The sequence below is a fragment of the Bacillus sp. PPSBB_11 genome (assembly GCF_038023285.1).
Classification (GTDB): Bacteria; Bacillota; Bacilli; order Bacillales; family Bacillaceae; genus Bacillus; species Bacillus altitudinis.
The window spans coordinates 1,572,428-1,593,179 of the sequence record NZ_CP150633.1 but is presented as its reverse complement, the minus strand read 5'-3'; the positions used below and the strand labels follow the sequence as shown (position 1 = coordinate 1,593,179).

At 42.3% G+C, this 20,752-nt stretch carries 23 protein-coding genes; all 23 read right to left on the bottom strand.

What is annotated here, in order from left to right; translation table 11 throughout:
• Positions 1-12 precede the first annotated feature (12 nt).
• The 23 genes from rplE to V7L95_RS07830 all read right to left on the bottom strand — a co-directional run bounded on the left by rplE (position 13) and on the right by V7L95_RS07830 (position 20,730).
• Positions 13-552, bottom strand: coding sequence for a 50S ribosomal protein L5 (gene rplE / locus V7L95_RS07940; protein WP_003217159.1), 540 nt, complete (start codon positions 550-552; stop codon positions 13-15).
• 25 nt (positions 553-577) lie between these two features.
• Positions 578-889 carry a 50S ribosomal protein L24 gene (gene rplX / locus V7L95_RS07935; protein WP_007496325.1) on the bottom strand — a complete coding sequence of 104 codons (312 nt, stop codon included), beginning with the start codon at positions 887-889 and terminating at the stop codon, positions 578-580.
• Positions 890-924: 35 nt separating this feature from the next.
• Positions 925-1,293 (bottom strand): 50S ribosomal protein L14, encoded by a 369-nt coding sequence (rplN, locus tag V7L95_RS07930; protein ID WP_003216882.1) that lies wholly within the window; start codon positions 1,291-1,293, stop codon positions 925-927.
• A gap of 39 nt (positions 1,294-1,332) precedes the next feature.
• Entirely contained in the window at positions 1,333-1,596 is a 264-nt protein-coding gene (rpsQ, locus tag V7L95_RS07925; RefSeq protein WP_003216906.1) for a 30S ribosomal protein S17, read from the bottom strand.
• Positions 1,597-1,621: 25 nt separating this feature from the next.
• Positions 1,622-1,822: a 50S ribosomal protein L29 gene (rpmC, locus tag V7L95_RS07920; RefSeq protein ID WP_003217155.1), complete on the bottom strand. Its 201-nt coding sequence runs from the start codon at positions 1,820-1,822 to the stop codon at positions 1,622-1,624.
• The gene (rplP, locus tag V7L95_RS07915) at positions 1,812-2,246 is read right to left on the bottom strand and encodes a 50S ribosomal protein L16 (RefSeq protein ID WP_003225801.1); all 435 of its coding nucleotides are present in this window, start codon (positions 2,244-2,246) and stop codon (positions 1,812-1,814) included. The genes rpmC and rplP overlap by 11 nt, the downstream gene beginning before the upstream one ends.
• A gap of 1 nt (position 2,247) precedes the next feature.
• Positions 2,248-2,904, bottom strand: coding sequence for a 30S ribosomal protein S3 (gene rpsC, locus V7L95_RS07910; RefSeq protein ID WP_003217241.1), 657 nt, complete (start codon positions 2,902-2,904; stop codon positions 2,248-2,250).
• A 3-nt stretch (positions 2,905-2,907) separates the two neighbouring features.
• On the bottom strand, positions 2,908-3,249 hold the full coding sequence (gene rplV / locus V7L95_RS07905) for a 50S ribosomal protein L22 (protein WP_007496316.1): 342 nt from the start codon (positions 3,247-3,249) through the stop codon (positions 2,908-2,910).
• Between the two features lie 17 nt (positions 3,250-3,266).
• Positions 3,267-3,545, bottom strand: a complete 279-nt coding sequence (rpsS, locus tag V7L95_RS07900; protein WP_003216920.1) for a 30S ribosomal protein S19 — start codon at positions 3,543-3,545, stop codon at positions 3,267-3,269.
• Between the two features lie 57 nt (positions 3,546-3,602).
• Complete coding sequence (rplB, locus tag V7L95_RS07895) at positions 3,603-4,436, bottom strand: 50S ribosomal protein L2 (protein WP_007496314.1); 834 nt, start codon at positions 4,434-4,436, stop codon at positions 3,603-3,605.
• Between the two features lie 28 nt (positions 4,437-4,464).
• The gene (gene rplW / locus V7L95_RS07890; protein ID WP_003217016.1) at positions 4,465-4,752 is read right to left on the bottom strand and encodes a 50S ribosomal protein L23; all 288 of its coding nucleotides are present in this window, start codon (positions 4,750-4,752) and stop codon (positions 4,465-4,467) included.
• Positions 4,752-5,375, bottom strand: coding sequence for a 50S ribosomal protein L4 (gene rplD / locus V7L95_RS07885; RefSeq protein WP_007496312.1), 624 nt, complete (start codon positions 5,373-5,375; stop codon positions 4,752-4,754). The genes rplW and rplD overlap by 1 nt, the downstream gene beginning before the upstream one ends.
• Positions 5,376-5,402: 27 nt before the next feature.
• Positions 5,403-6,032, bottom strand: coding sequence for a 50S ribosomal protein L3 (gene rplC / locus V7L95_RS07880; protein WP_007496311.1), 630 nt, complete (start codon positions 6,030-6,032; stop codon positions 5,403-5,405).
• A 37-nt stretch (positions 6,033-6,069) separates the two neighbouring features.
• Positions 6,070-6,378, bottom strand: coding sequence for a 30S ribosomal protein S10 (gene rpsJ, locus V7L95_RS07875; RefSeq protein WP_003156464.1), 309 nt, complete (start codon positions 6,376-6,378; stop codon positions 6,070-6,072).
• A 218-nt stretch (positions 6,379-6,596) separates the two neighbouring features.
• Positions 6,597-7,556: an alpha/beta hydrolase gene (locus V7L95_RS07870; RefSeq protein WP_340968729.1), complete on the bottom strand. Its 960-nt coding sequence runs from the start codon at positions 7,554-7,556 to the stop codon at positions 6,597-6,599.
• A gap of 109 nt (positions 7,557-7,665) precedes the next feature.
• A complete protein-coding gene (tuf, locus tag V7L95_RS07865; RefSeq protein WP_007496302.1) occupies positions 7,666-8,856 on the bottom strand; it encodes an elongation factor Tu in 1,191 nt (396 codons plus the stop codon).
• Positions 8,857-8,973: 117 nt separating this feature from the next.
• Positions 8,974-11,052: an elongation factor G gene (gene fusA / locus V7L95_RS07860; RefSeq protein ID WP_007496301.1), complete on the bottom strand. Its 2,079-nt coding sequence runs from the start codon at positions 11,050-11,052 to the stop codon at positions 8,974-8,976.
• Between the two features lie 54 nt (positions 11,053-11,106).
• Positions 11,107-11,577 carry a 30S ribosomal protein S7 gene (gene rpsG, locus V7L95_RS07855; protein WP_003216884.1) on the bottom strand — a complete coding sequence of 157 codons (471 nt, stop codon included), beginning with the start codon at positions 11,575-11,577 and terminating at the stop codon, positions 11,107-11,109.
• A 121-nt stretch (positions 11,578-11,698) separates the two neighbouring features.
• The gene (gene rpsL / locus V7L95_RS07850; RefSeq protein ID WP_003216962.1) at positions 11,699-12,118 is read right to left on the bottom strand and encodes a 30S ribosomal protein S12; all 420 of its coding nucleotides are present in this window, start codon (positions 12,116-12,118) and stop codon (positions 11,699-11,701) included.
• 113 nt (positions 12,119-12,231) lie between these two features.
• The gene (locus V7L95_RS07845) at positions 12,232-12,480 is read right to left on the bottom strand and encodes a 50S ribosomal protein L7ae-like protein (RefSeq protein ID WP_008345416.1); all 249 of its coding nucleotides are present in this window, start codon (positions 12,478-12,480) and stop codon (positions 12,232-12,234) included.
• A gap of 146 nt (positions 12,481-12,626) precedes the next feature.
• Entirely contained in the window at positions 12,627-16,226 is a 3,600-nt protein-coding gene (rpoC, locus tag V7L95_RS07840) for a DNA-directed RNA polymerase subunit beta' (protein ID WP_017366455.1), read from the bottom strand.
• Between the two features lie 61 nt (positions 16,227-16,287).
• Positions 16,288-19,869, bottom strand: a complete 3,582-nt coding sequence (rpoB, locus tag V7L95_RS07835) for a DNA-directed RNA polymerase subunit beta (protein WP_007496297.1) — start codon at positions 19,867-19,869, stop codon at positions 16,288-16,290.
• A 255-nt stretch (positions 19,870-20,124) separates the two neighbouring features.
• Positions 20,125-20,730 (bottom strand): class I SAM-dependent methyltransferase, encoded by a 606-nt coding sequence (locus tag V7L95_RS07830; protein WP_007496296.1) that lies wholly within the window; start codon positions 20,728-20,730, stop codon positions 20,125-20,127.
• Positions 20,731-20,752: the final 22 nt, after the last annotated feature.

Sequence of the window (20,752 nt, the reverse complement as noted above, 5' to 3'; positions counted from 1 at the left end):
CCCTTTCATTGATTATTTCTGGAACGGCATACCTACTTGAGTTAATAACTCACGTGCTTCTTCATCCGTGTTGGCAGTCGTAACGATAACGATATCCATACCGCGGACTTTTGTTACTTTATCGTAATCAATTTCTGGGAAGATTAACTGTTCTTTAATACCAAGCGTGTAGTTTCCACGACCGTCGAAAGATTTCTTAGAAATCCCGCGGAAGTCACGTACACGTGGTAAAGATACAGAAATAAGTTTATCAAGGAAATCGTACATGCGCTCTCCGCGAAGTGTTACTTTCGCACCGATTGGCATTCCTTCACGTAGACGGAATCCAGCAATAGACTTCTTCGCACGAGTAACGACAGGTTTTTGACCAGCGATAAACGTTAATTCTTCAACAGCAGTATCGATTGCTTTAGCGTTTTGAACGGCGTCACCAACACCCATGTTGATCACGATTTTTTCGATTTTTGGCACTTGCATTACTGATTTGTATTCAAACTTAGAAACTAATGCAGGTGTAATTTCTTTAACATACTTTTCTTTAAGGCGGTTCATGAGAAAGACCTCCCTTCCTTATTTACTATTTATCTAGAACTTGCCCAGATTTTTTCGCTACACGGACTTTCTTTCCGTCCTCAACTTTATATCCAATACGTGTCACTTCACCCGTTTTAGGATCAAGCGGCATTACGTTTGATACGTGGATCGGCGCTTCTTGTTCAGAAATTCCGCCTTGAGGGTTAGCTTGAGTTGGTTTAGAGTGTTTTTTCACAAGGTTAATACCTTCTACTAAAACACGGTCCTTTTTAGGGAAAGCAGCAAGGATGACACCTTGTTTACCTTTATCTTTACCAGAGATAACCACTACTTTATCGCCCTTTTTAACATGCATTTAATCGCACCTCCTTGAGTCGCGGATTGTATTCATTAAAGTACTTCTGGTGCTAAAGAAACAATTTTCATATAGTTGTTTTCACGAAGTTCACGTGCTACTGGTCCGAAGATACGAGTTCCACGTGGGCTCTTGTCGTCACGGATGATGACACATGCATTTTCATCAAAACTGATGTAAGATCCATCGTTTCTGCGAGCTCCGCTCTTAGTACGAACGATAACTGCTTTCACAACTTCACCTTTTTTGACAACGCCTCCTGGTGTTGCTTGTTTAACCGTACAAACAATGACATCACCGATGTTAGCCGTTTTACGTCCAGAGCCACCAAGAACTTTAATCGTTAGTACTTCGCGTGCGCCAGAGTTGTCAGCTACTTTTAAACGAGTCTCCTGTTGAATCATTAATGTTACCTCCCTTCGGAAAAAGAAATCCGAACTTTATTAGATAATAACAGCTTCTTCGACAACTTCAACTAGACGAAAGCGTTTAGTCGCAGATAATGGACGAGTTTCCATGACCTTTACGATGTCTCCGATTTTTGCTTGGTTGTTTTCATCATGTGCTTTGAACTTTTTAGAGTATCTTACACGTTTGCCATAAAGTGAATGCTTTTTGTATGTTTCAACTACAACAGTGATGGTTTTATCCATTTTGTCAGAAACAACACGACCTTGATACACTTTACGTTGGTTACGTTCGCTCATGTTTGCGGGGCCTCCCCTCTAATTATTATTTATTAGCAGCGATTTCTCTTTGACGAATCACAGTTTTCATGCGTGCGATTGATTTACGCACTTCACGAATGCGAGCAGTGTTTTCAAGCTGCCCAGTCGCTAATTGGAAACGAAGATTGAAAAGTTCTTCTTTAAGAGACTTTACTTTTTGTTCAATTTCAGCAGTGGTAAGGTCACGAATTTCATTAGCTTTCATTTGATTCACCACCAATTTCTTCACGTTTTACGAACTTCGTTTTAATTGGCAATTTGTGAGATGCAAGACGAAGAGCTTCACGAGCAACTTCTTCAGACACACCAGAAATTTCAAATAAAACTTTGCCCGGTTTTACTACAGCTACCCAGCCTTCTGGAGCACCTTTACCGGAACCCATGCGGACCTCTAGAGGTTTAGCTGTGTATGGCTTAGAAGGGAAAATTTTAATCCAAACTTTACCGCCACGTTTCATGTAACGAGTCATAGCAATACGAGCAGCTTCGATTTGACGGTTAGTGATCCAAGAAGCTTCAAGAGCTTGGATACCGAACTCACCGAAATGTACTTCAGTGCCGCCTTTTGCACGACCACGCATTTTTCCACGATGTTCTCTGCGATACTTCACGCGTTTTGGCAATAACATATTATTTTCCTCCTTCCGCAGTATTCTTCTTAGTTGGAAGGACTTCTCCACGATAGATCCATACTTTTACGCCAAGCTTACCATAAGTAGTATCAGCTTCAGCAGTAGCATAGTCGATGTCAGCACGAAGTGTGTGCAATGGAACAGTACCTTCACTGTAATATTCAGAACGAGCAATATCTGCACCGCCAAGACGACCAGAAACCATTGTTTTGATTCCTTGTGCTCCAGCACGCATTGTGCGTTGGATTGTTTGTTTTTGTGCACGACGGAATGAAATACGATTTTCAAGTTGACGAGCGATGTTTTCAGCAACTAGCTGAGCATCAAGATCTGCTCTCTTGATTTCAAGAATGTTGATGTGTACACGTTTGCCAGTTAGGCTGTTAAGAGCTTTACGAAGTGCTTCAACTTCAGATCCGCCTTTACCAATTACCATACCTGGTTTAGCCGTGTGGATTGTGATATTTACGCGGTTTGCAGCACGTTCGATTTCTACTTTAGAAACAGACGCGTCAGACAAACGCTTGCTGATGAATTCACGGATTTTCAAGTCTTCATGTAAGAAGTCAGCGTAATCTTTTCCTGCGAACCATTTAGATTCCCAATCACGAATGACGCCAATACGAAGACCTACTGGATTTACCTTTTGACCCACGGATTATCCCTCCTTCTTTTCTGATACAACGATTGTAATGTGGCTAGTACGTTTGTTAATTGCGCTCGCACGACCCATAGCACGTGGACGGAATCTCTTAAGTGTTGGACCTTCGTCAACGAATGCTTGAGTAATCACTAGGCTGTTAGCGTCCAACTCGTAGTTGTGCTCAGCATTTGCGATAGCAGATTTTAATACTTTTTCAATAATTGGTGAAGCAGCCTTAGGTGTAAGGTTTAAGATAGAAACTGCTTCTCCTACTTGCTTACCTCGGATCAGGTCCATTACTAGACGTGCTTTACGAGGAGCAATACGGACTGTTCTTGCGACAGCTTTAGCTTGCATTTAAAAGCCTCCTCTCATTAGCGTCTTGTTTTTTTATCGTCACTAGCATGACCTTTGTAAGTACGGCTTGGTGCGAATTCGCCCAATTTGTGACCTACCATATCTTCAGAAATGAAAACAGGTACATGTTTGCGTCCGTCATAGACAGCGATTGTGTGACCGATGAATTGTGGGAAAATTGTAGAACGACGAGACCAAGTTTTTACGACTTGCTTTTTGTCAGTTTCATTCAATTTCTCGACTTTAGCCATCAAATGATCATCAACAAATGGTCCTTTTTTTAAGCTGCGAGCCATTGTGGAACCTCCCTTCGTGATTGAACTACGGTCCTAAATGAACCGTAGACAACCCCGTTACTTGTTTTTACGACGACGTACAATGAATTTATCAGACTTGTTGGTTTTCTTACGAGTCTTGAATCCAAGAGTCGGTTTACCCCATGGAGACATTGGTGATTTACGTCCGATTGGAGCGCGTCCTTCACCACCGCCGTGTGGGTGATCGTTAGGGTTCATTACAGAACCACGAACTGTTGGGCGTACGCCTTTCCAGCGAGAACGTCCAGCTTTACCGATGTTGATTAGTTCGTGTTGTTCGTTTCCAACTTGACCGATAGTCGCACGGCAAGCAGAAAGGATCATGCGTACTTCACCAGAGTTCAAACGTACAAGAACGTATTTACCTTCTTTACCTAGAACTTGAGCAGAAGTACCAGCAGAACGAACTAATTGTCCACCTTTACCTGGTTTTAATTCAATGTTATGCACAACTGTACCAACTGGGATGTTGATAAGTGGAAGAGCATTACCTGGTTTGATGTCAGCTTCTGGTCCAGAAGTAACTTCAGTACCAACTTGGATTCCTTTCGGAGCAAGAATGTAACGTTTCTCACCATCTGCATAGTTTACAAGAGCGATGTTCGCTGAACGGTTTGGATCATACTCGATTGTAGCAACGCGTCCAGGTATACCGTCTTTATCACGCTTAAAGTCGATGATACGGTATTGACGTTTGTGACCGCCACCTTGATGACGAACAGTCAATCTACCTTGGTTGTTACGTCCGCCTTTTCTGTGAAGCGGTGCAAGCAACGATTTTTCTGGTTTGTCAGTCGTGATTTCAGCAAAATCTGAAGTAGTCATGCCACGACGACCATTACTGGTTGGTTTATACTTTTTAATCGCCATTTTGAATTTCCCTCCTTCTTTTTAAGATTTACGCTTCAAAAATTTCGATTTCTTTGCTGTCAGCAGTTAATTTCACGATCGCTTTTCTGCGACGGCTAGTCATACCAGTGTAGCGTCCAACGCGTTTTGATTTACCTTTGTAGTTTTGAACGTTGACTTTCTCAACTTTCACTCCAAAGATCTCTTCAACAGCGTCTTTCACTTCTGTCTTGTTAGCTCTGACATCAACTTCGAACGTGTACTTCTTCTCTGTCATTAGATCAGCAGAACGTTCAGTAATGATAGGGCGCTTTAGAACATCACGAGGATCTTTCATTATGCAAGTCCCTCCTCTACTTTTTCAACCGCTGCTTTAGTGATCAGAAGTTTGTCGTGGTTGACAACGTCAAGAACGTTGATACCGTTAGCTTCAACAACTGTTACTCCAGGGATGTTACGAGCAGATAAAGCAACTGTTTCGTTTGCATCCGCAGTGACGATCAACGCTTTCTTCTCAACAGATAACCCTTTAAGGATGCCTGCGAATTCTTTCGTTTTCACTGCATCAAGAGTAAGATCTTCAAGAACGATGATGTTGTTGTCGATTACTTTAGAAGACAATACTGACTTGATAGCCAAGCGGCGAACTTTTTTAGGTAATTTATAAGAATAGCTGCGTGGTGTTGGACCGAATACGATACCGCCTCCGCGCCATTGTGGTGAACGGATAGAACCTTGACGAGCACGACCTGTACCCTTCTGTCTCCAAGGTTTACGACCTCCGCCACGTACTTCAGAACGAGTTTTTACTTTGTGAGTTCCTTGACGTAAGGAAGCTCTTTGCATAAGAATAGCATCGAATACTACGCTTTCGTTTGGCTCAATTCCAAACACAGAAGCGTTTAATTCGATTTCACCGTTAGTAGAACCGTTTTGGTTAAATAATGCTACTTTTGGCATGACTTGTTTCCTCCTTTCCTAAGAGAGTTATTTAGTTTTAACTGCACTCTTTACAGTTACTAGAGATTTTTTAGCTCCTGGTACGTTACCTTTGATCAAAAGAAGATTGCGTTCTGCATCAACTTTAACGATCTCAAGATTTTGGACAGTGATTTGCTCTCCGCCCATACGTCCTGGAAGAAGTTTACCTTTGAATACTCGGTTTGGATCAACAGGTCCCATTGAACCAGGACGACGGTGATAACGTGAACCGTGAGTCATTGGTCCGCGTGATTGTCCGTGGCGTTTGATAGCCCCTTGGAATCCTTTACCTTTTGATGTTCCTGTTACATCTACGATATCTCCATTTGCGAAAATATCAACTTTGACTTCCTGACCAACTTCATACGCATCTAACTCCACACCGCGTAATTCTTTTACGAAGCGCTTAGGAGCAGTTTCCGCTTTAGCAACGTGGCCTTTCTCTGGTTTGTTAGAAAGCTTCTCACGTTTGTCGTCAAAACCGATTTGGATTGCCTCATAGCCATCCGTGTCAGTAGTCTTCTTCTGAAGAACAACGTTAGCAGCAGCCTCAACAACAGTTACAGGGATAAGATCACCGTTTTCTGCGAATACTTGCGTCATACCAATTTTTCTACCTAAGATTCCTTTGGTCATTCGTCACACCTCCTATAATATGTGTTTTCTATTTGAATTAAAGTTTGATTTCGATATCTACACCGGATGGTAAATCTAAACGCATAAGTGCATCAACTGTTTGCGGAGTTGGATTCACGATGTCGATTAGACGTTTGTGAGTACGCATCTCGAATTGCTCACGAGAATCTTTGTACTTATGCACCGCACGAAGGATTGTGTAAACTGATTTTTCAGTTGGAAGCGGAATTGGACCAGATACACTAGCACCAGAACGCTTAGCCGTTTCAACAATCTTCTCAGCAGATTGATCAAGAATTCTATGATCATATGCTTTTAAACGAATACGAATTTTTTGTTTTGCCATTATTTTCCCTCCTTTTCGCCTACTTACGTTAGACAGTTCTCCGTGAGAAAAACCTGATCACCTTGCCATGGCAAAGCGGCCGGGTGTGTCAGCAACCTCTCACTTCATCGCAGTCAAAGACCAACATGCACTATTGTACCAAATTGGCCTGCGTGTTGCAATAATAAATCGGATAAATTTATGATTTGCACACTTTTCATATTATACAGGGGTTCAGCCTATAAATCAAGCTTTCCCTGAAGATGATGTGTAGCTGTCTTCCTGACGATACGAATAAATTCTTCTGGCTCTTCAATATGCGGAGAATGCGCAGATTCTTTAAAAGTAAACCACTCTTTTATTGGTGCTGTAAGTTGATCAACATATGGTTTTGATACAGCAGCTGGTGTAATCATGTCATGTTCCCCGATGATAAAGTAGCAGGGTATTAATATAGAAGAAACTCGGTATTGAATACTTTCGTTCATCAGCTCGTCCCACAGCAAATCCTGGCTATACTTCTGTCCCATAAGGAATTTCCACTTATCTTTTAGCTGATAATGCTTACTAACAAGAAATGCATACAGCATTTGAAAAAGTGGCTTCCACCTATGCGTGAGCCCTACTTTTGCGAACTCTTTGTATAGAGAGAACAAAGCATGAGCAGAGGTGCGTTTCCAAGGGGGTGGTGTCAGCAATCTTAGACATCTAGTGAAGAAATGCTTGCCTTGATATTTTTTTAGAAGAAGTTCGTACGATACAATATCCTCTTTTAATACATCAACGACCTGACTAATTCCATAATAGGCATGATACAAATCTGGTCGTTTATGTACAGCTTGTATCGCAATTAATGATCCCCATGAATAACCCGCAATGTATATTTTCGTTTGATCATTATAAGAAAGCAGTTTTTCTGTAAGCTCAATCGTATCCTCTACGAATTGCCCAATGGTCATAGAAGACTCAGGAATGTTTTTTTGATAAGACAGTCCTGCACCGCGCTGGTCCCAATGAACAACAGTGAAGTCTTGATCAAGTTCCTTATGAAAGGAATCGATATAACTCATTTGAGCTGAGCCAGGGCCACCGTGTAAAAATAATAAAACAGGTTTTGTTTTTTTCGCTTGATCTTCTTTTATCATAATCCATTGATCAAGCCCGCCAATCAGCCACTTTTTCAACATTGTCTTCGCCATTCCAGTGATCCTCTCGGTTCCATTTAGATTCTATAGCTTATAGTAGCCGTTATGCACTGGAAAAGCAAAAAAAGAGACCCTTTTGCAAGGAGTCTCTTTTTAACTGTTATTACTTAATGATAGTAGAAACGACGCCAGAACCTACAGTACGTCCACCCTCACGGATAGAGAAACGAGTTCCTTCTTCGATAGCGATAGTAGAGATAAGTTCAACTTCCATCTCAGTGTTATCGCCAGGCATTACCATTTCAGTACCTTCTGGAAGATGTACGATACCAGTTACGTCAGTTGTACGGAAGTAGAACTGCGGACGGTAGTTAGTGAAGAATGGAGTATGACGTCCACCCTCTTCTTTAGAAAGTACATAAACTTCAGCTTTGAAACGGCTATGTGGAGTGATTGTACCTGGTTTAGCAAGTACTTGACCACGTTGGATATCTTCACGAGATACACCACGAAGTAGTGCACCGATGTTGTCACCAGCTTCAGCATAGTCAAGAAGTTTACGGAACATTTCAACACCTGTAACAGTTGTTTTACCGTTTTCTTCTTGAAGACCGATGATTTCAACTTCATCACCGACTTTAACTTGTCCACGCTCAACACGACCAGTAGCAACTGTTCCACGACCAGTGATTGAGAATACGTCCTCAACTGGCATCATGAATGGCTTCTCAGTGTCACGCTCTGGAGTTGGGATGTACTCATCAACCGCATCCATAAGTTCGAAGATTTTTGCTTCGTAATCAGCATCACCTTCAAGAGCTTTAAGAGCAGAACCTTTGATAACTGGTACATCGTCACCAGGGAAGTCATAGTCAGAAAGAAGGTCACGAACTTCCATTTCAACAAGTTCAAGTAACTCTTCATCGTCAACCATGTCACATTTGTTAAGGAATACTACGATGTAAGGAACACCTACGTTACGAGAAAGTAGGATGTGCTCACGTGTTTGTGGCATTGGACCATCAGCAGCAGATACTACTAAGATCGCGCCGTCCATTTGAGCAGCACCAGTGATCATGTTTTTAACATAGTCAGCGTGTCCTGGGCAGTCTACGTGTGCATAGTGACGAGTTTCAGTTTCATACTCAACGTGTGCAGTTGAGATTGTGATTCCACGCTCGCGCTCTTCTGGAGCACCATCGATTTGGTCATAAGCCATAGCTGTACCTTTACCAGATTTCTTATGAAGAACTGTTGAGATAGCAGCAGTTAGAGTTGTTTTACCATGGTCAACGTGTCCAATTGTACCAATGTTAGCATGCGATTTGGAACGGTCGAATTTTTCTTTAGCCATTCTAAAAATCCTCCTTAAAGGTTCATTGTATTTGGTATGAGTGATAGAAAGTGAAGAGTTACCTCTCACTTTCTGATCTTCAATAGTAGTTATACTTTAGTTTAAAGGCAAAATCAATTATTCACCTTTATTTTTTTTGATGATTTCTTCACTGATGCTCTTAGGCACTTCTTCGTAGTGATCCATGTGCATAGTGAAAGTACCGCGTCCTTGTGTGTTAGAACGGAGTGCAGTTGCATATCCGAACATTTCAGAAAGTGGAACCATAGCGCGAACAACTTGAGCGTTACCGCGAGCTTCCATACCTTCTACACGTCCACGACGAGATGTGATATCACCCATGATGTCTCCCATGTATTCTTCTGGGATAACGACTTCTACTTTCATCATTGGCTCAAGTAGAACTGGGTTACATTTGCTGACAGCATTTTTCAATGCCATAGATGCAGCAATTTTAAACGCCATTTCGTTAGAGTCAACATCGTGGTAAGATCCATCGAATAATTTTGCTTTGATGTCGATTAATGGGAATCCAGCTAATACACCATTTTCTAGTGAATCTTCAAGACCTGCTTGAATTGCTGGAATGTATTCACGTGGAACAACCCCACCGACGATTGCATTTGTGAATTCGAAGCCTGCGCCTTCTTCGTTTGGTTCGAATTCGATCCAAACGTGTCCGAACTGACCGCGTCCACCAGACTGACGTACGAATTTACCTTCAACTTTTGCACTAGAACGGAATGTTTCACGGTACGCAACTTGAGGAGCTCCTACGTTAGCTTCAACCTTGAACTCACGCTTCATACGGTCAACAATGATATCAAGGTGAAGCTCACCCATACCAGAGATGATCGTTTGACCAGTTTCAGTGTTTGTTTGTGTACGGAAAGTTGGATCCTCTTCAGCTAGTTTAGCTAAAGCGATACCCATTTTATCTTGGTCAGCCTTAGATTTAGGCTCGATAGCTACATCGATAACTGGCTCTGGGAATTCCATAGACTCAAGGATAACAAGATTTTTCTCGTCACAAAGAGTATCACCAGTAGATGTATCTTTAAGACCAACAGCTGCTGCGATATCCCCTGCATATACAGTAGAGATTTCTTCACGGCTGTTTGCGTGCATTTGAAGGATACGTCCAACACGCTCACGCTTGTTCTTAGAAGAGTTCTTCACGTAAGAACCAGAATCAAGTGTTCCAGAGTATACGCGGAAGAAAGTTAGTTTCCCAACATAAGGGTCAGTCATAACTTTAAATGCAAGAGCTGCGAATGGTGCGTCATCAGTAGACTCACGTACAACCTCTTCATTTGTATCTGGCAATGTACCTTTGATTGCAGCAACATCAGTTGGTGCAGGAAGGTAGTCAAGCACAGCGTCAAGTACAAGCTGAACACCTTTGTTTTTGAAAGCAGATCCAACAAGAACTGGGTAGAATTCAACATTCAAAGTTCCTTTACGGATTGCAGCTTTCAATTCAGGAATTGTGATTTCTTCACCCTCAAGGTATTTTTCCATAAGCTCTTCATCAAGCTCAGCGACAGCTTCAATCAAGCTGCTGCGAAGCTCTTCAGCTTTGTCTTTATACTCAGCAGGGATTTCTTGTGCATCAGAGCGAGTTCCAAGGTCATCTTCGTAGAAGTATGCTACGTTTTCTACAAGGTCGATGATTCCTTCGAATTGATCTTCAGCGCCGATCGGCAATTGAATTGCATGAGCGTTCGCTTGAAGACGATCTCTTAATGTGCTTACAGAGTAAAGGAAGTCCGCACCGGTTTTATCCATTTTGTTAACGAATACGATACGAGGTACTCCGTAAGTTGTTGCTTGGCGCCAAACTGTTTCAGTTTGAGGCTCTACACCTGATTGTGCATCAAGAACAGCAACCGCACCATCAAGTACACGCAAAGAACGTTCAACTTCAACAGTGAAGTCTACGTGTCCTGGTGTATCAATGATGTTTACACGGTAACCTTTCCATTGTGCTGTAGTAGCAGCAGAAGTGATTGTAATACCACGTTCTTGCTCCTGCTCCATCCAGTCCATTTGTGAAGCTCCTTCGTGAGTTTCACCAATTTTATGGATACGACCAGTGTAGTACAAGATACGCTCAGTCGTTGTCGTTTTACCGGCATCGATGTGAGCCATGATACCAATATTACGAGTTTTGTCTAAGGAGAACTCTCTTGCCATTGGGTAATTTCTCCTTCCTTATTAGGGAATAGTTTTTTTAGTTTGGTATAAATCCTACCAGCGGTAGTGAGCGAATGCTTTGTTCGCTTCTGCCATTTTGTGTGTATCTTCACGTTTCTTAACAGCAGCACCAGTGTTGTTAGCTGCGTCAAGGATTTCGTTAGCAAGACGCTCTTCCATCGTTTTTTCTCCACGAAGACGAGCGTAGTTTACTAACCAGCGAAGACCTAAAGTCGTACGACGATCTGGGCGAACTTCTACAGGAACTTGGTAGTTAGCTCCACCTACACGACGTGCTTTAACTTCAAGAACTGGCATGATGTTTTTCAAGGCTTGTTCGAAAACCTCCATCGCTTCATTACCAGTACGTTCTTTGATGATATCAAATGACTTGTAGAGAATAGTTTGTGACTTTCCTCTTTTACCGTCGATCATCATTTTGTTGATCAAACGAGATACAAGTTTAGAATTGTAAATTGGATCTGGCAAAACGTCTCTTTTTGCTACAGGACCTTTACGTGGCATCTGAATAGCCTCCCTTCTCTTTTAAAAGGATTTCTAACTGTCTTTCATCTCAATTTCATTGTCAGTTACCTGACTCCACTGATCTGAACTCAACTTCTAAAAACCCTTATGGTTGTTTATATTATTTGCTTTGTTTAGGGCGTTTTGTTCCGTATTTAGAACGTCCTTGCATACGACCGTCAACTCCGGCAGTATCAAGCGCACCACGAACGATGTGGTAACGTACACCCGGTAAGTCTTTTACACGTCCGCCACGGATAAGTACTACACTGTGCTCTTGTAGGTTATGTCCGATACCAGGAATGTAAGCTGTTACCTCAATCAGGTTAGACAAACGTACACGAGCATATTTACGTAGTGCTGAGTTTGGTTTTTTCGGTGTCATTGTACCGACACGAGTACAAACCCCGCGCTTCTGTGGAGATGTTACGTTAGTGTGCTCTTTTTTGAAACTGTTGTATCCTTTGTTAAGTGCAGGAGACTTTGAGTTTTCAACTTTACTCACGCGTCCTTTGCGTATTAGCTGATTAATTGTAGGCATGTTGTTATTCCTCCCTTCATTACTTTTTTTATAACCCACATACCCAGGTGGTTCATCAAAAGGCAAAAAACAATGCTTTTGCATTTTAAGCATGCAAAAACAAAACAAGTACGCTATAACATAATGGCAACAGCTGCTGCCCCAACTTCAATTCCGCAGGCCTTGCCGAGCTTTTTCATGGAATCTACCACTAAAATGTCTACACCCTTCTCTTGCGCTAGTTTCATTACACTAGCGGTTAAAGCAGGATCAGCATCTTTCGCTACGACGATTTCCTTCACTGAATCTCGTTTCAGAGCTTTTACTGTTTGCTTCGTACCAATAATAATGGATTGAGCCTGTGATACTTTATCATAAGACATCGAATATCCTCCAAAGTAACAGGTTTTATTTTGAGCACCTTGGTTATATTATCATCATGGCAGAAGGATGTCAATATCGTTTGACAGATTATCTTGACATCCTTCACCATTTTCTGATGATTTTTATAGAAATCTTAAGAGAAAGATTACTCTACAGGAACCATATCGTCAGACGGCTGCACTTGTGAAACCGGCTTAACTTTACGGTAGTTTGGCATTCCAGTTCCAGCAGGAACAAGTTTACCGATGATGACATTCTCTTTCAAGCCAAGCAATTCATCACGTTTTCCTTTGATCGCCGCATCTGTTAGGACACGAGTCGTTTCTTGGAAGGATGCTGCAGACAAGAACGAGTCTGTTTCAAGCGATGCTTTTGTAATACCAAGAAGAACTGGACGGCCTGTTGCAGGACGTTTGCCTTCGAATAGTACTTTTTTGTTCGCTTCTGTGAATTGGTGTACATCAAGAAGTGTGCCTGGTAATACATCTGTATCCCCTGCATCAGCGACACGCACTTTACGAAGCATTTGGCGAACCATTACTTCTACGTGCTTATCTCCGATTTCTACCCCTTGCATACGGTATACTTTTTGTACTTCATGAAGCAGATATTCTTGAACAGCTGTCATATCAGTCACTTTAAGAAGTTCTTTCGGATCGATTGAACCTTCTGTCAGTACTTGACCACGAGTGACTTTGTCACCTTCAACAACTTTCAGACGTGCATTGTAAGGAGCTGTGTAAGAGCGAGTTTCAACTTCGCCTTGAACCACAATTTCCTGCTGCTTGTCACGAACATCGTTAATTTCAGCAACGACACCATCAATTTCAGAAATGGTTGCCTGCCCTTTCGGATTACGCGCTTCAAATAACTCTTGGATACGAGGTAAACCTTGAGTGATATCGTCTCCTGCTACCCCACCGGTGTGGAACGTACGCATTGTAAGCTGTGTTCCTGGCTCACCGATCGATTGTGCAGCGATGATTCCAACTGCTTCACCGACTTCAACGTCAGTACCAGTTGCAAGGTTACGGCCGTAGCATCGTTTACATACACCATGAGGCGTGTTACATGTAAATGCAGAACGGATCCATACTTCCTCGATTCCTGCTTCAACCACTTCAAGTGCTTTATCTTCATCAATTAGTTCGTTTTCGCCAACAATGACTTCGCCCGTTTCAGGATGAATAATTGGTTTTCTTGCAAAACGTCCGATAAGACGTTCTTCAAGTTTCTCAATAATTTCATTTCCTTCTTTAATGGACTTCGCCAAGATTCCACGGTCTGTACCGCAATCTGTTTCACGGATAATAACATCCTGTGCAACGTCAACGAGACGACGCGTGAGGTAACCTGAGTCAGCTGTTTTAAGAGCTGTATCGGCAAGACCTTTACGCGCTCCGTGAGTGGAAATAAAGTATTCCAATACGGTTAAACCTTCACGGAAACTAGATTTAATCGGAAGTTCAATGATACGTCCAGCCGGGTTGGCCATCAGACCACGCATACCAGCCAGCTGAGTGAAGTTAGATGCGTTACCACGCGCTCCAGAGTCACTCATCATGTAGATTGGGTTGACTTCATCAAGGGACTTCATCAGTTTACCTTGGATGACATCTTTAGAAGAACTCCAGATTGAAATGACTCTCTCATAACGCTCTTCTTCTGTAATCAAACCACGTCTGAATTGCTTCATGACGTTATCTACTTTTGCTTGTGCTTCTTCAAGGATTTTTTGTTTATCGTCTAGTACCACGATATCAGATACACCAACCGTAATACCGGCTTTAGTAGAATATCTGAAACCAAGATTTTTCATGCGGTCAAGCATTTTAGATGTTTCAGTGATATGGAATCTCTTAAAGATTTCAGCAATGATTTTACCTAAAATACCTTTTTTGAACGGCGCATTGATTTCTTGTTTCTCGATCGCAGCTTTGACATCCTCACCTTTTTCAAGGAAGAAACGATCAGGCGTTTTTTCTTCAATATTGCTCTTAGTCGGTTCATTCATGTATGGGAATGATTCCGGTAAGATTTCGTTAAAGATCAATTTTCCAACTGTTGTAATCAACAATTTAGAACGCTGTTCATCAGTGAATGTCACGTTCTTCAACGAGCTAGCTGCAACAGCTACACGTGTATGAAGATGTACATACCCATTTTGATAAGCAAGAAGGGCTTCATCCGTATCTTTGAAGACCATACCTTCTCCGATAGCACCTTTACGCTCAAGTGTAAGGTAATAGTTACCAAGCACCATATCCTGAGATGGCGTAACAACAGGTTTTCCATCTTTCGGGTTCAAAATGTTTTGAGCAGCAAGCATTAAGATACGAGCTTCAGCTTGAGCTTCAGCAGATAATGGTACGTGAACCGCCATTTGGTCACCATCAAAGTCAGCGTTGTAGGCAGTACATACAAGTGGATGCAGACGAATTGCGCGTCCTTCCACAAGTGTAGGTTCAAACGCTTGAATACCAAGTCTGTGAAGAGTTGGTGCACGGTTTAGTAAAACTGGATGCTCACGAATTACTGATTCTAAAACATCCCAAACTTCCGGCTGCACGCGCTCAATCTTACGTTTCGCGCTCTTAATGTTGTGAGCTAATCCTTTTTCAACAAGCTCCTTCATCACGAATGGTTTGAATAGTTCAAGAGCCATTTCTTTCGGAAGTCCACACTGATACATTTTCAAATGTGGTCCAACGACGATAACGGAACGTCCAGAATAGTCAACACGTTTACCAAGCAAGTTTTGACGGAAACGTCCTTGTTTCCCTTTCAGCATGTGAGAAAGAGATTTCAATGGTCTATTTCCTGGTCCTGTTACTGGTCGGCCTCTACGTCCATTATCAATCAAGGCATCGACAGCTTCTTGAAGCATACGCTTCTCGTTCTGTACAATGATGCTTGGCGCGCCAAGATCTAATAAACGTTTCAGACGATTGTTACGGTTGATGACACGACGATAAAGGTCGTTCAAGTCAGAAGTAGCAAAACGTCCGCCATCAAGCTGAACCATTGGACGTAATTCTGGTGGAATCACCGGAAGTACATCAAGGATCATCCAAGACGGTTTGTTTCCTGAGTTACGGAAAGCTTCCAACACTTCAAGGCGTTTGATCGCACGTGTACGACGCTGTCCTTGAGCTGTTTTTAGCTCTTCTTTGAGTGTATCTACTTCTTTCACAAGATCGATATCTTGAAGAAGTTTGTTAATTGCTTCTGCACCCATAGCTGCTTGGAAGGTGTTACCGTATTTATCTAAATAAGCACGGAATTCTTTCTCAGAAAGAAGTTGTTTCTTCTCAAGCGGTGTGTTGCCCGGATCAGTCACGACGTAAGAAGCGAAGTAAATCACTTCTTCTAACGCACGTGGTGACATATCTAGAACAAGACCCATACGGCTTGGGATACCTTTGAAATACCAAATGTGGGAAACTGGGGCAGCCAGTTCGATATGCCCCATTCTCTCACGACGGACTTTTGCCCGTGTTACTTCTACACCACAACGGTCACATACAACACCCTTATAACGAACGCGTTTATACTTTCCACAATGACATTCCCAGTCTTTTTGCGGTCCGAAGATACGTTCACAAAAGAGACCATCTTTTTCCGGTTTCAGTGTACGATAGTTAATCGTTTCAGGCTTTTTCACTTCACCAAAAGACCAAGAACGGATTTTATCAGGTGATGCGAGACCGATGTTCATATACTCAAAATTGTTCACATCTAGCAAGGGGCCTACCTCCCTTTTAATCTTCGGGTTATACCCTAGTCACTTGCTCTAATCGTTTCTGCTATTCTTTTGTGACTGCGTCACGTTCAAGATCGACAGGTGCGAGGTCTGCAGCATCTTCGTCATTAGATAACGCTAATCCGTCTGCTTTCTTCGTTTCCTCATCGTCTTCTAAATCTCTCATTTCTATCTCTTCTTCATCGCCAGATAGGATTTTCACATCCATACCTAAACTTTGAAGTTCTTTAATTAATACTTTGAATGATTCAGGGACACCTGGTTCAGGTACGTTATCCCCTTTGACGATCGCTTCGTATGTTTTCACACGACCCACAACGTCATCCGATTTTACAGTTAAGATTTCTTGAAGTGTATATGCTGCACCGTAAGCTTCAAGTGCCCATACTTCCATCTCTCCGAAACGCTGTCCACCAAACTGTGCTTTACCGCCCAGTGGCTGCTGCGTAACAAGTGAGTATGGTCCAGTTGAACGTGCGTGAAGTTTATCGTCAACCATGTGAGCCAGTTTGATCATATACATGATTCCAACAGATACACGGTTGTCGAATGGTTCACCAGTTCGACCGTCATAAAGGACTGTTTTCGCATCACGGGACATACCTGCTTCTTCAAGCGTTTCCCAAACATCTTCCTCACGAGCACCATCAAATACTGGTGACGCAATGTGGATGCCTAGGTAACGTGCAGCCATACCCATATGAAGCTCAAGTACCTGACCGATATTCATACGAGATGGTACCCCTAGAGGGTTTAACATGATATCAATCGGTGTTCCATCTGGAAGATACGGCATATCTTCTTCTGGAAGGATTTTGGAGATAACCCCTTTGTTACCATGTCGTCCGGCCATTTTGTCACCTTCAGAAATTTTACGCTTCTGAACGATGTATACACGGACTAACTGGTTAACACCTGGTGGTAATTCATCTCCATCTTCACGGTTAAAGACTTTGACATCGTGGATGATTCCGCCGCCGCCGTGTGGTACACGTAGAGACGTATCACGTACTTCACGAGCCTTTTCACCGAAGATTGCATGTAATAGACGTTCTTCAGCTGTTAGTTCTGTTACACCTTTAGGCGTTACTTTCCCAACAAGAAGATCTCCGTCTTTTACTTCTGCACCAATACGGATGATTCCACGCTCGTCAAGGTTGCGTAAAGCATCTTCCCCAACGTTTGGAATATCACGCGTAATTTCTTCTGGTCCAAGCTTTGTATCACGAGCTTCTGATTCATATTCTTCAATATGAATAGAAGTGTAGACGTCATCTTTTACAAGGCGCTCACTCATAATGATCGCATCCTCATAGTTGTAACCGTCCCAAGTCATGAAGCCGACCATGACGTTACGTCCTAGAGCCAATTCACCTTTTTCCATAGAAGGACCGTCTGCAAGGATTTCTCCTTTGACGACTTCATCTCCAACACTTACAATTGGGCGCTGGTTGTAGCAAGTCCCTTGGTTAGAGCGGACAAATTTCAGCAAGCTGTATTTGTCTAGGTTTCCTTTGACTTGTTGTCCGTCAACGTCTTCATAACGGCGAACCCAAATATTCTTCGCTTCAACACGTTCTACAACACCTGGGTAACGGCAAATCACAGCAGCACCAGAGTCTTTACCTGATACATACTCCATACCTGTACCAACAATCGGTGATTCTGGCTGCATCAAAGGCACAGCCTGACGTTGCATGTTTGCTCCCATTAGAGCACGGTTAGAGTCATCGTTTTCTAAGAATGGGATACATGCTGTCGCTGCAGAAACAACCTGCTTCGGCGAAACGTCCATGTAGTCAACGCGGTTTCGAGGAACAACGGTGTTTTCCCCTCTGAAACGAGCAATGATATTATCATCAATAAACGAACCATCTTCACCTAATATAGCGTTCGCTTGTGCTACTACGTAGTTATCCTCTTCATCAGCTGTTAGGTAATCGATTCTCGGCGTCACTTTACCTGTTTCAGGATCAACCCGACGGTAAGGTGTTTCGATAAATCCGAAGCGATTCACTTTCGCAAATGAAGATAGAGAGTTGATCAAACCAATGTTTGGACCCTCTGGTGTTTCAATCGGACACATACGACCATAGTGAGAATAGTGAACGTCACGAACTTCCATTCCTGCACGCTCACGTGTCAAACCACCCGGTCCAAGCGCTGATAGACGACGTTTGTGTGTCAATTCAGCAAGCGGGTTTGTTTGATCCATGAACTGAGAAAGCTGAGAGCTACCAAAGAACTCTTTGATAGAAGCGATCACAGGACGGATGTTGATCAGCTGCTGAGGTGTGATCGTGTTCGTGTCTTGAATCGACATTCTTTCACGAACAACACGCTCCATTCTGCTTAAACCAATACGGAATTGGTTTTGCAGAAGTTCACCTACAGAACGCAGACGACGGTTACCAAGGTGATCGATATCATCTGTGTCACCTACTCCATGAAGTAGGTTAAAGAAGTAACTGATTGAAGCAATGATGTCAGAAGGCGTGATGTTCTTCACAGCTTCCTCTACATATGCATTACCAATCACGTTGATCACTTGCTCGCCTTCTTGATCAGTTGGTGCGTAAATCTTGATAGATTGAAGTTCTACTTCATCCTCTACTACGCCACCGTTTGGATAAAGCTTTCTAAATCCGATGCCGTTTTCTAAGTATGGAAGAACTTTATCAAGCACTCTTCTATCTAAAATTTGACCTTTTTCTGCTAGGATTTCACCTGTTTCAGGATCAACTAGCGTTTCAGCCAATTTTTGATTGAATAGTCTATTTTTAATATGAAGCTTCTTATTAATCTTGTAGCGTCCAACATTTGCTAAGTCATATCTCTTCGGATCAAAGAAGCGAGAGTCTAGCAAGCTTTTCGCATTTTCAACAGTTGGCGGCTCTCCAGGACGAAGACGCTCGTAGATTTCGAGAAGTGCTTTATCAGCATTCTCTGTATTGTCTTTTTCCAACGTGTTGCGTAAGTATTCATTCTCGCCAATGAGGTCAAGAATCTCTTGATCAGAGCTGAAGCCGAGAGCACGCAAAAGAACCGTAACCGGCAACTTACGTGTGCGATCGATGCGTACATAGACTACATCCTTCGCATCAGTTTCGTATTCTAACCATGCGCCACGGTTTGGAATGACAGTCGCAGTAAAACCTTTTTTACCGTTTTTGTCTACTTTACCACTGAAATATACACTTGGAGAACGTACTAACTGAGAAACGATTACACGTTCCGCACCATTAATGATAAAAGTACCTGTGTCTGTCATGATTGGGAAATCACCCATAAACACATCTTGGTCTTTTACTTCTCCAGTTTCTTTGTTAATTAAACGAACTTTTACTCTTAGTGGAGCAGAGTAAGTTACATCACGTTCTTTTGATTCTGCTACAGGATACTTAGGATCCCCTAGGCTGTAATCAATGAATTCAAGAGAAAGGTTACCAGTAAAATCCTCAATTGGGGATATATCTTGAAACATCTCTCTAAGACCCTCATCAAGAAACCACTGATAAGAAGAGGTTTGAATTTCAATGAGATTTGGTAATTCTAACACTTCGCTTATGCGTGCGTAGCTTCTGCGCTGGCGGTGTCGTCCATACTGAACTAGTTGACCTGTCAACTGATTCACCCCTCAAATCATGCGTATTATATGTGTAAAAAGTATTTCTGTCTTTCAAATGTCAGTAAAGAAATACTTTTACAAGACAAAAGAAAAAAGGGTTTCTAAAATAAGAAAACCACATCCAAAAACAAATACCGATTTTATTAGTTTTCCCAAGTATGCATAATTTATACAAAATAGTTGTTTTTTAAGCCTATCAAGCAAAATATACACATTGGCATTTTATAATGTTAACACAGCTAGGAAACTGCGTCAAACTTTTTTAGCTTTGATAATATAGTAGCCCTTTTTTTTCATAACGACCGTCACTTCTCCAAAAAGCTGCTCTAATTTCTCAATCGCAGATGGTCCACCTTGTTTTTTCTGAATAACCACCCACAACTCACCTTCCGGCAATAAATGATCAGCACTTTTTTCAAAGATCGCATGTACTACTTTCTTCCCTGCCCGTATTGGGGGATTGGTCAGTATAGAGGCAAAAGCAGCTGATGAATGAACATTCGAGAACAAATCACTTTGATAGATGCGGACATTATCAATGCGATTATGCTTAGCGTTTTCCTTTGAAAGTTCGACTGCTCTTTCGTTCACATCAATCATATGAATGGTGCGGCCTGTCATTTCGTTTGCTAACGATAAGCCGATCGGTCCATAACCGCAACCGACATCTAAGACGTCGCCATCCAAGTCAGGTTCTTCAAAAGCTTCAATTAAAAGCCTCGAACCATAGTCGACTTCTTTCTTAGAAAACACTCCACTGTCACTTGTAAAAGTAAAGCTACGGTTTCTCAAGGTGAAGTCCCATGTCTGTTTATTGCTTTTCACTGATGGCTTTTCCGTATAATAGTGGTCACTCATGGTGAATGGACCTCCTCTGGAT

What these genes read in the sequence shown, in the direction of transcription:
- rplE (WP_003217159.1), bottom strand. Translation starts at nt 552, where the DNA reads ATGAACCGCCTTAAAGAAAAGTATGTTAAAGAAATTACACCTGCATTA.
- rplX (WP_007496325.1), bottom strand. Translation starts at nt 889, where the DNA reads ATGCATGTTAAAAAGGGCGATAAAGTAGTGGTTATCTCTGGTAAAGAT.
- rplN (WP_003216882.1), bottom strand. Translation starts at nt 1,293, where the DNA reads ATGATTCAACAGGAGACTCGTTTAAAAGTAGCTGACAACTCTGGCGCA.
- rpsQ (WP_003216906.1), bottom strand. Translation starts at nt 1,596, where the DNA reads ATGAGCGAACGTAACCAACGTAAAGTGTATCAAGGTCGTGTTGTTTCT.
- rpmC (WP_003217155.1), bottom strand. Translation starts at nt 1,822, where the DNA reads ATGAAAGCTAATGAAATTCGTGACCTTACCACTGCTGAAATTGAACAA.
- rplP (WP_003225801.1), bottom strand. Translation starts at nt 2,246, where the DNA reads ATGTTATTGCCAAAACGCGTGAAGTATCGCAGAGAACATCGTGGAAAA.
- rplV (WP_007496316.1), bottom strand. Translation starts at nt 3,249, where the DNA reads ATGCAAGCTAAAGCTGTCGCAAGAACAGTCCGTATTGCTCCTCGTAAA.
- rpsS (WP_003216920.1), bottom strand. Translation starts at nt 3,545, where the DNA reads ATGGCTCGCAGCTTAAAAAAAGGACCATTTGTTGATGATCATTTGATG.
- rplB (WP_007496314.1), bottom strand. Translation starts at nt 4,436, where the DNA reads ATGGCGATTAAAAAGTATAAACCAACCAGTAATGGTCGTCGTGGCATG.
- rplW (WP_003217016.1), bottom strand. Translation starts at nt 4,752, where the DNA reads ATGAAAGATCCTCGTGATGTTCTAAAGCGCCCTATCATTACTGAACGT.
- rplD (WP_007496312.1), bottom strand. Translation starts at nt 5,375, where the DNA reads ATGCCAAAAGTAGCATTATTTAACCAAAACGGTTCTACTAACGGTGAA.
- rplC (WP_007496311.1), bottom strand. Translation starts at nt 6,032, where the DNA reads ATGACCAAAGGAATCTTAGGTAGAAAAATTGGTATGACGCAAGTATTC.
- rpsJ (WP_003156464.1), bottom strand. Translation starts at nt 6,378, where the DNA reads ATGGCAAAACAAAAAATTCGTATTCGTTTAAAAGCATATGATCATAGA.
- V7L95_RS07870 (WP_340968729.1), bottom strand. Translation starts at nt 7,556, where the DNA reads ATGGCGAAGACAATGTTGAAAAAGTGGCTGATTGGCGGGCTTGATCAA.
- tuf (WP_007496302.1), bottom strand. Translation starts at nt 8,856, where the DNA reads ATGGCTAAAGAAAAATTCGACCGTTCCAAATCGCATGCTAACATTGGT.
- fusA (WP_007496301.1), bottom strand. Translation starts at nt 11,052, where the DNA reads ATGGCAAGAGAGTTCTCCTTAGACAAAACTCGTAATATTGGTATCATG.
- rpsG (WP_003216884.1), bottom strand. Translation starts at nt 11,577, where the DNA reads ATGCCACGTAAAGGTCCTGTAGCAAAAAGAGACGTTTTGCCAGATCCA.
- rpsL (WP_003216962.1), bottom strand. Translation starts at nt 12,118, where the DNA reads ATGCCTACAATTAATCAGCTAATACGCAAAGGACGCGTGAGTAAAGTT.
- V7L95_RS07845 (WP_008345416.1), bottom strand. Translation starts at nt 12,480, where the DNA reads ATGTCTTATGATAAAGTATCACAGGCTCAATCCATTATTATTGGTACG.
- V7L95_RS07830 (WP_007496296.1), bottom strand. Translation starts at nt 20,730, where the DNA reads ATGAGTGACCACTATTATACGGAAAAGCCATCAGTGAAAAGCAATAAA.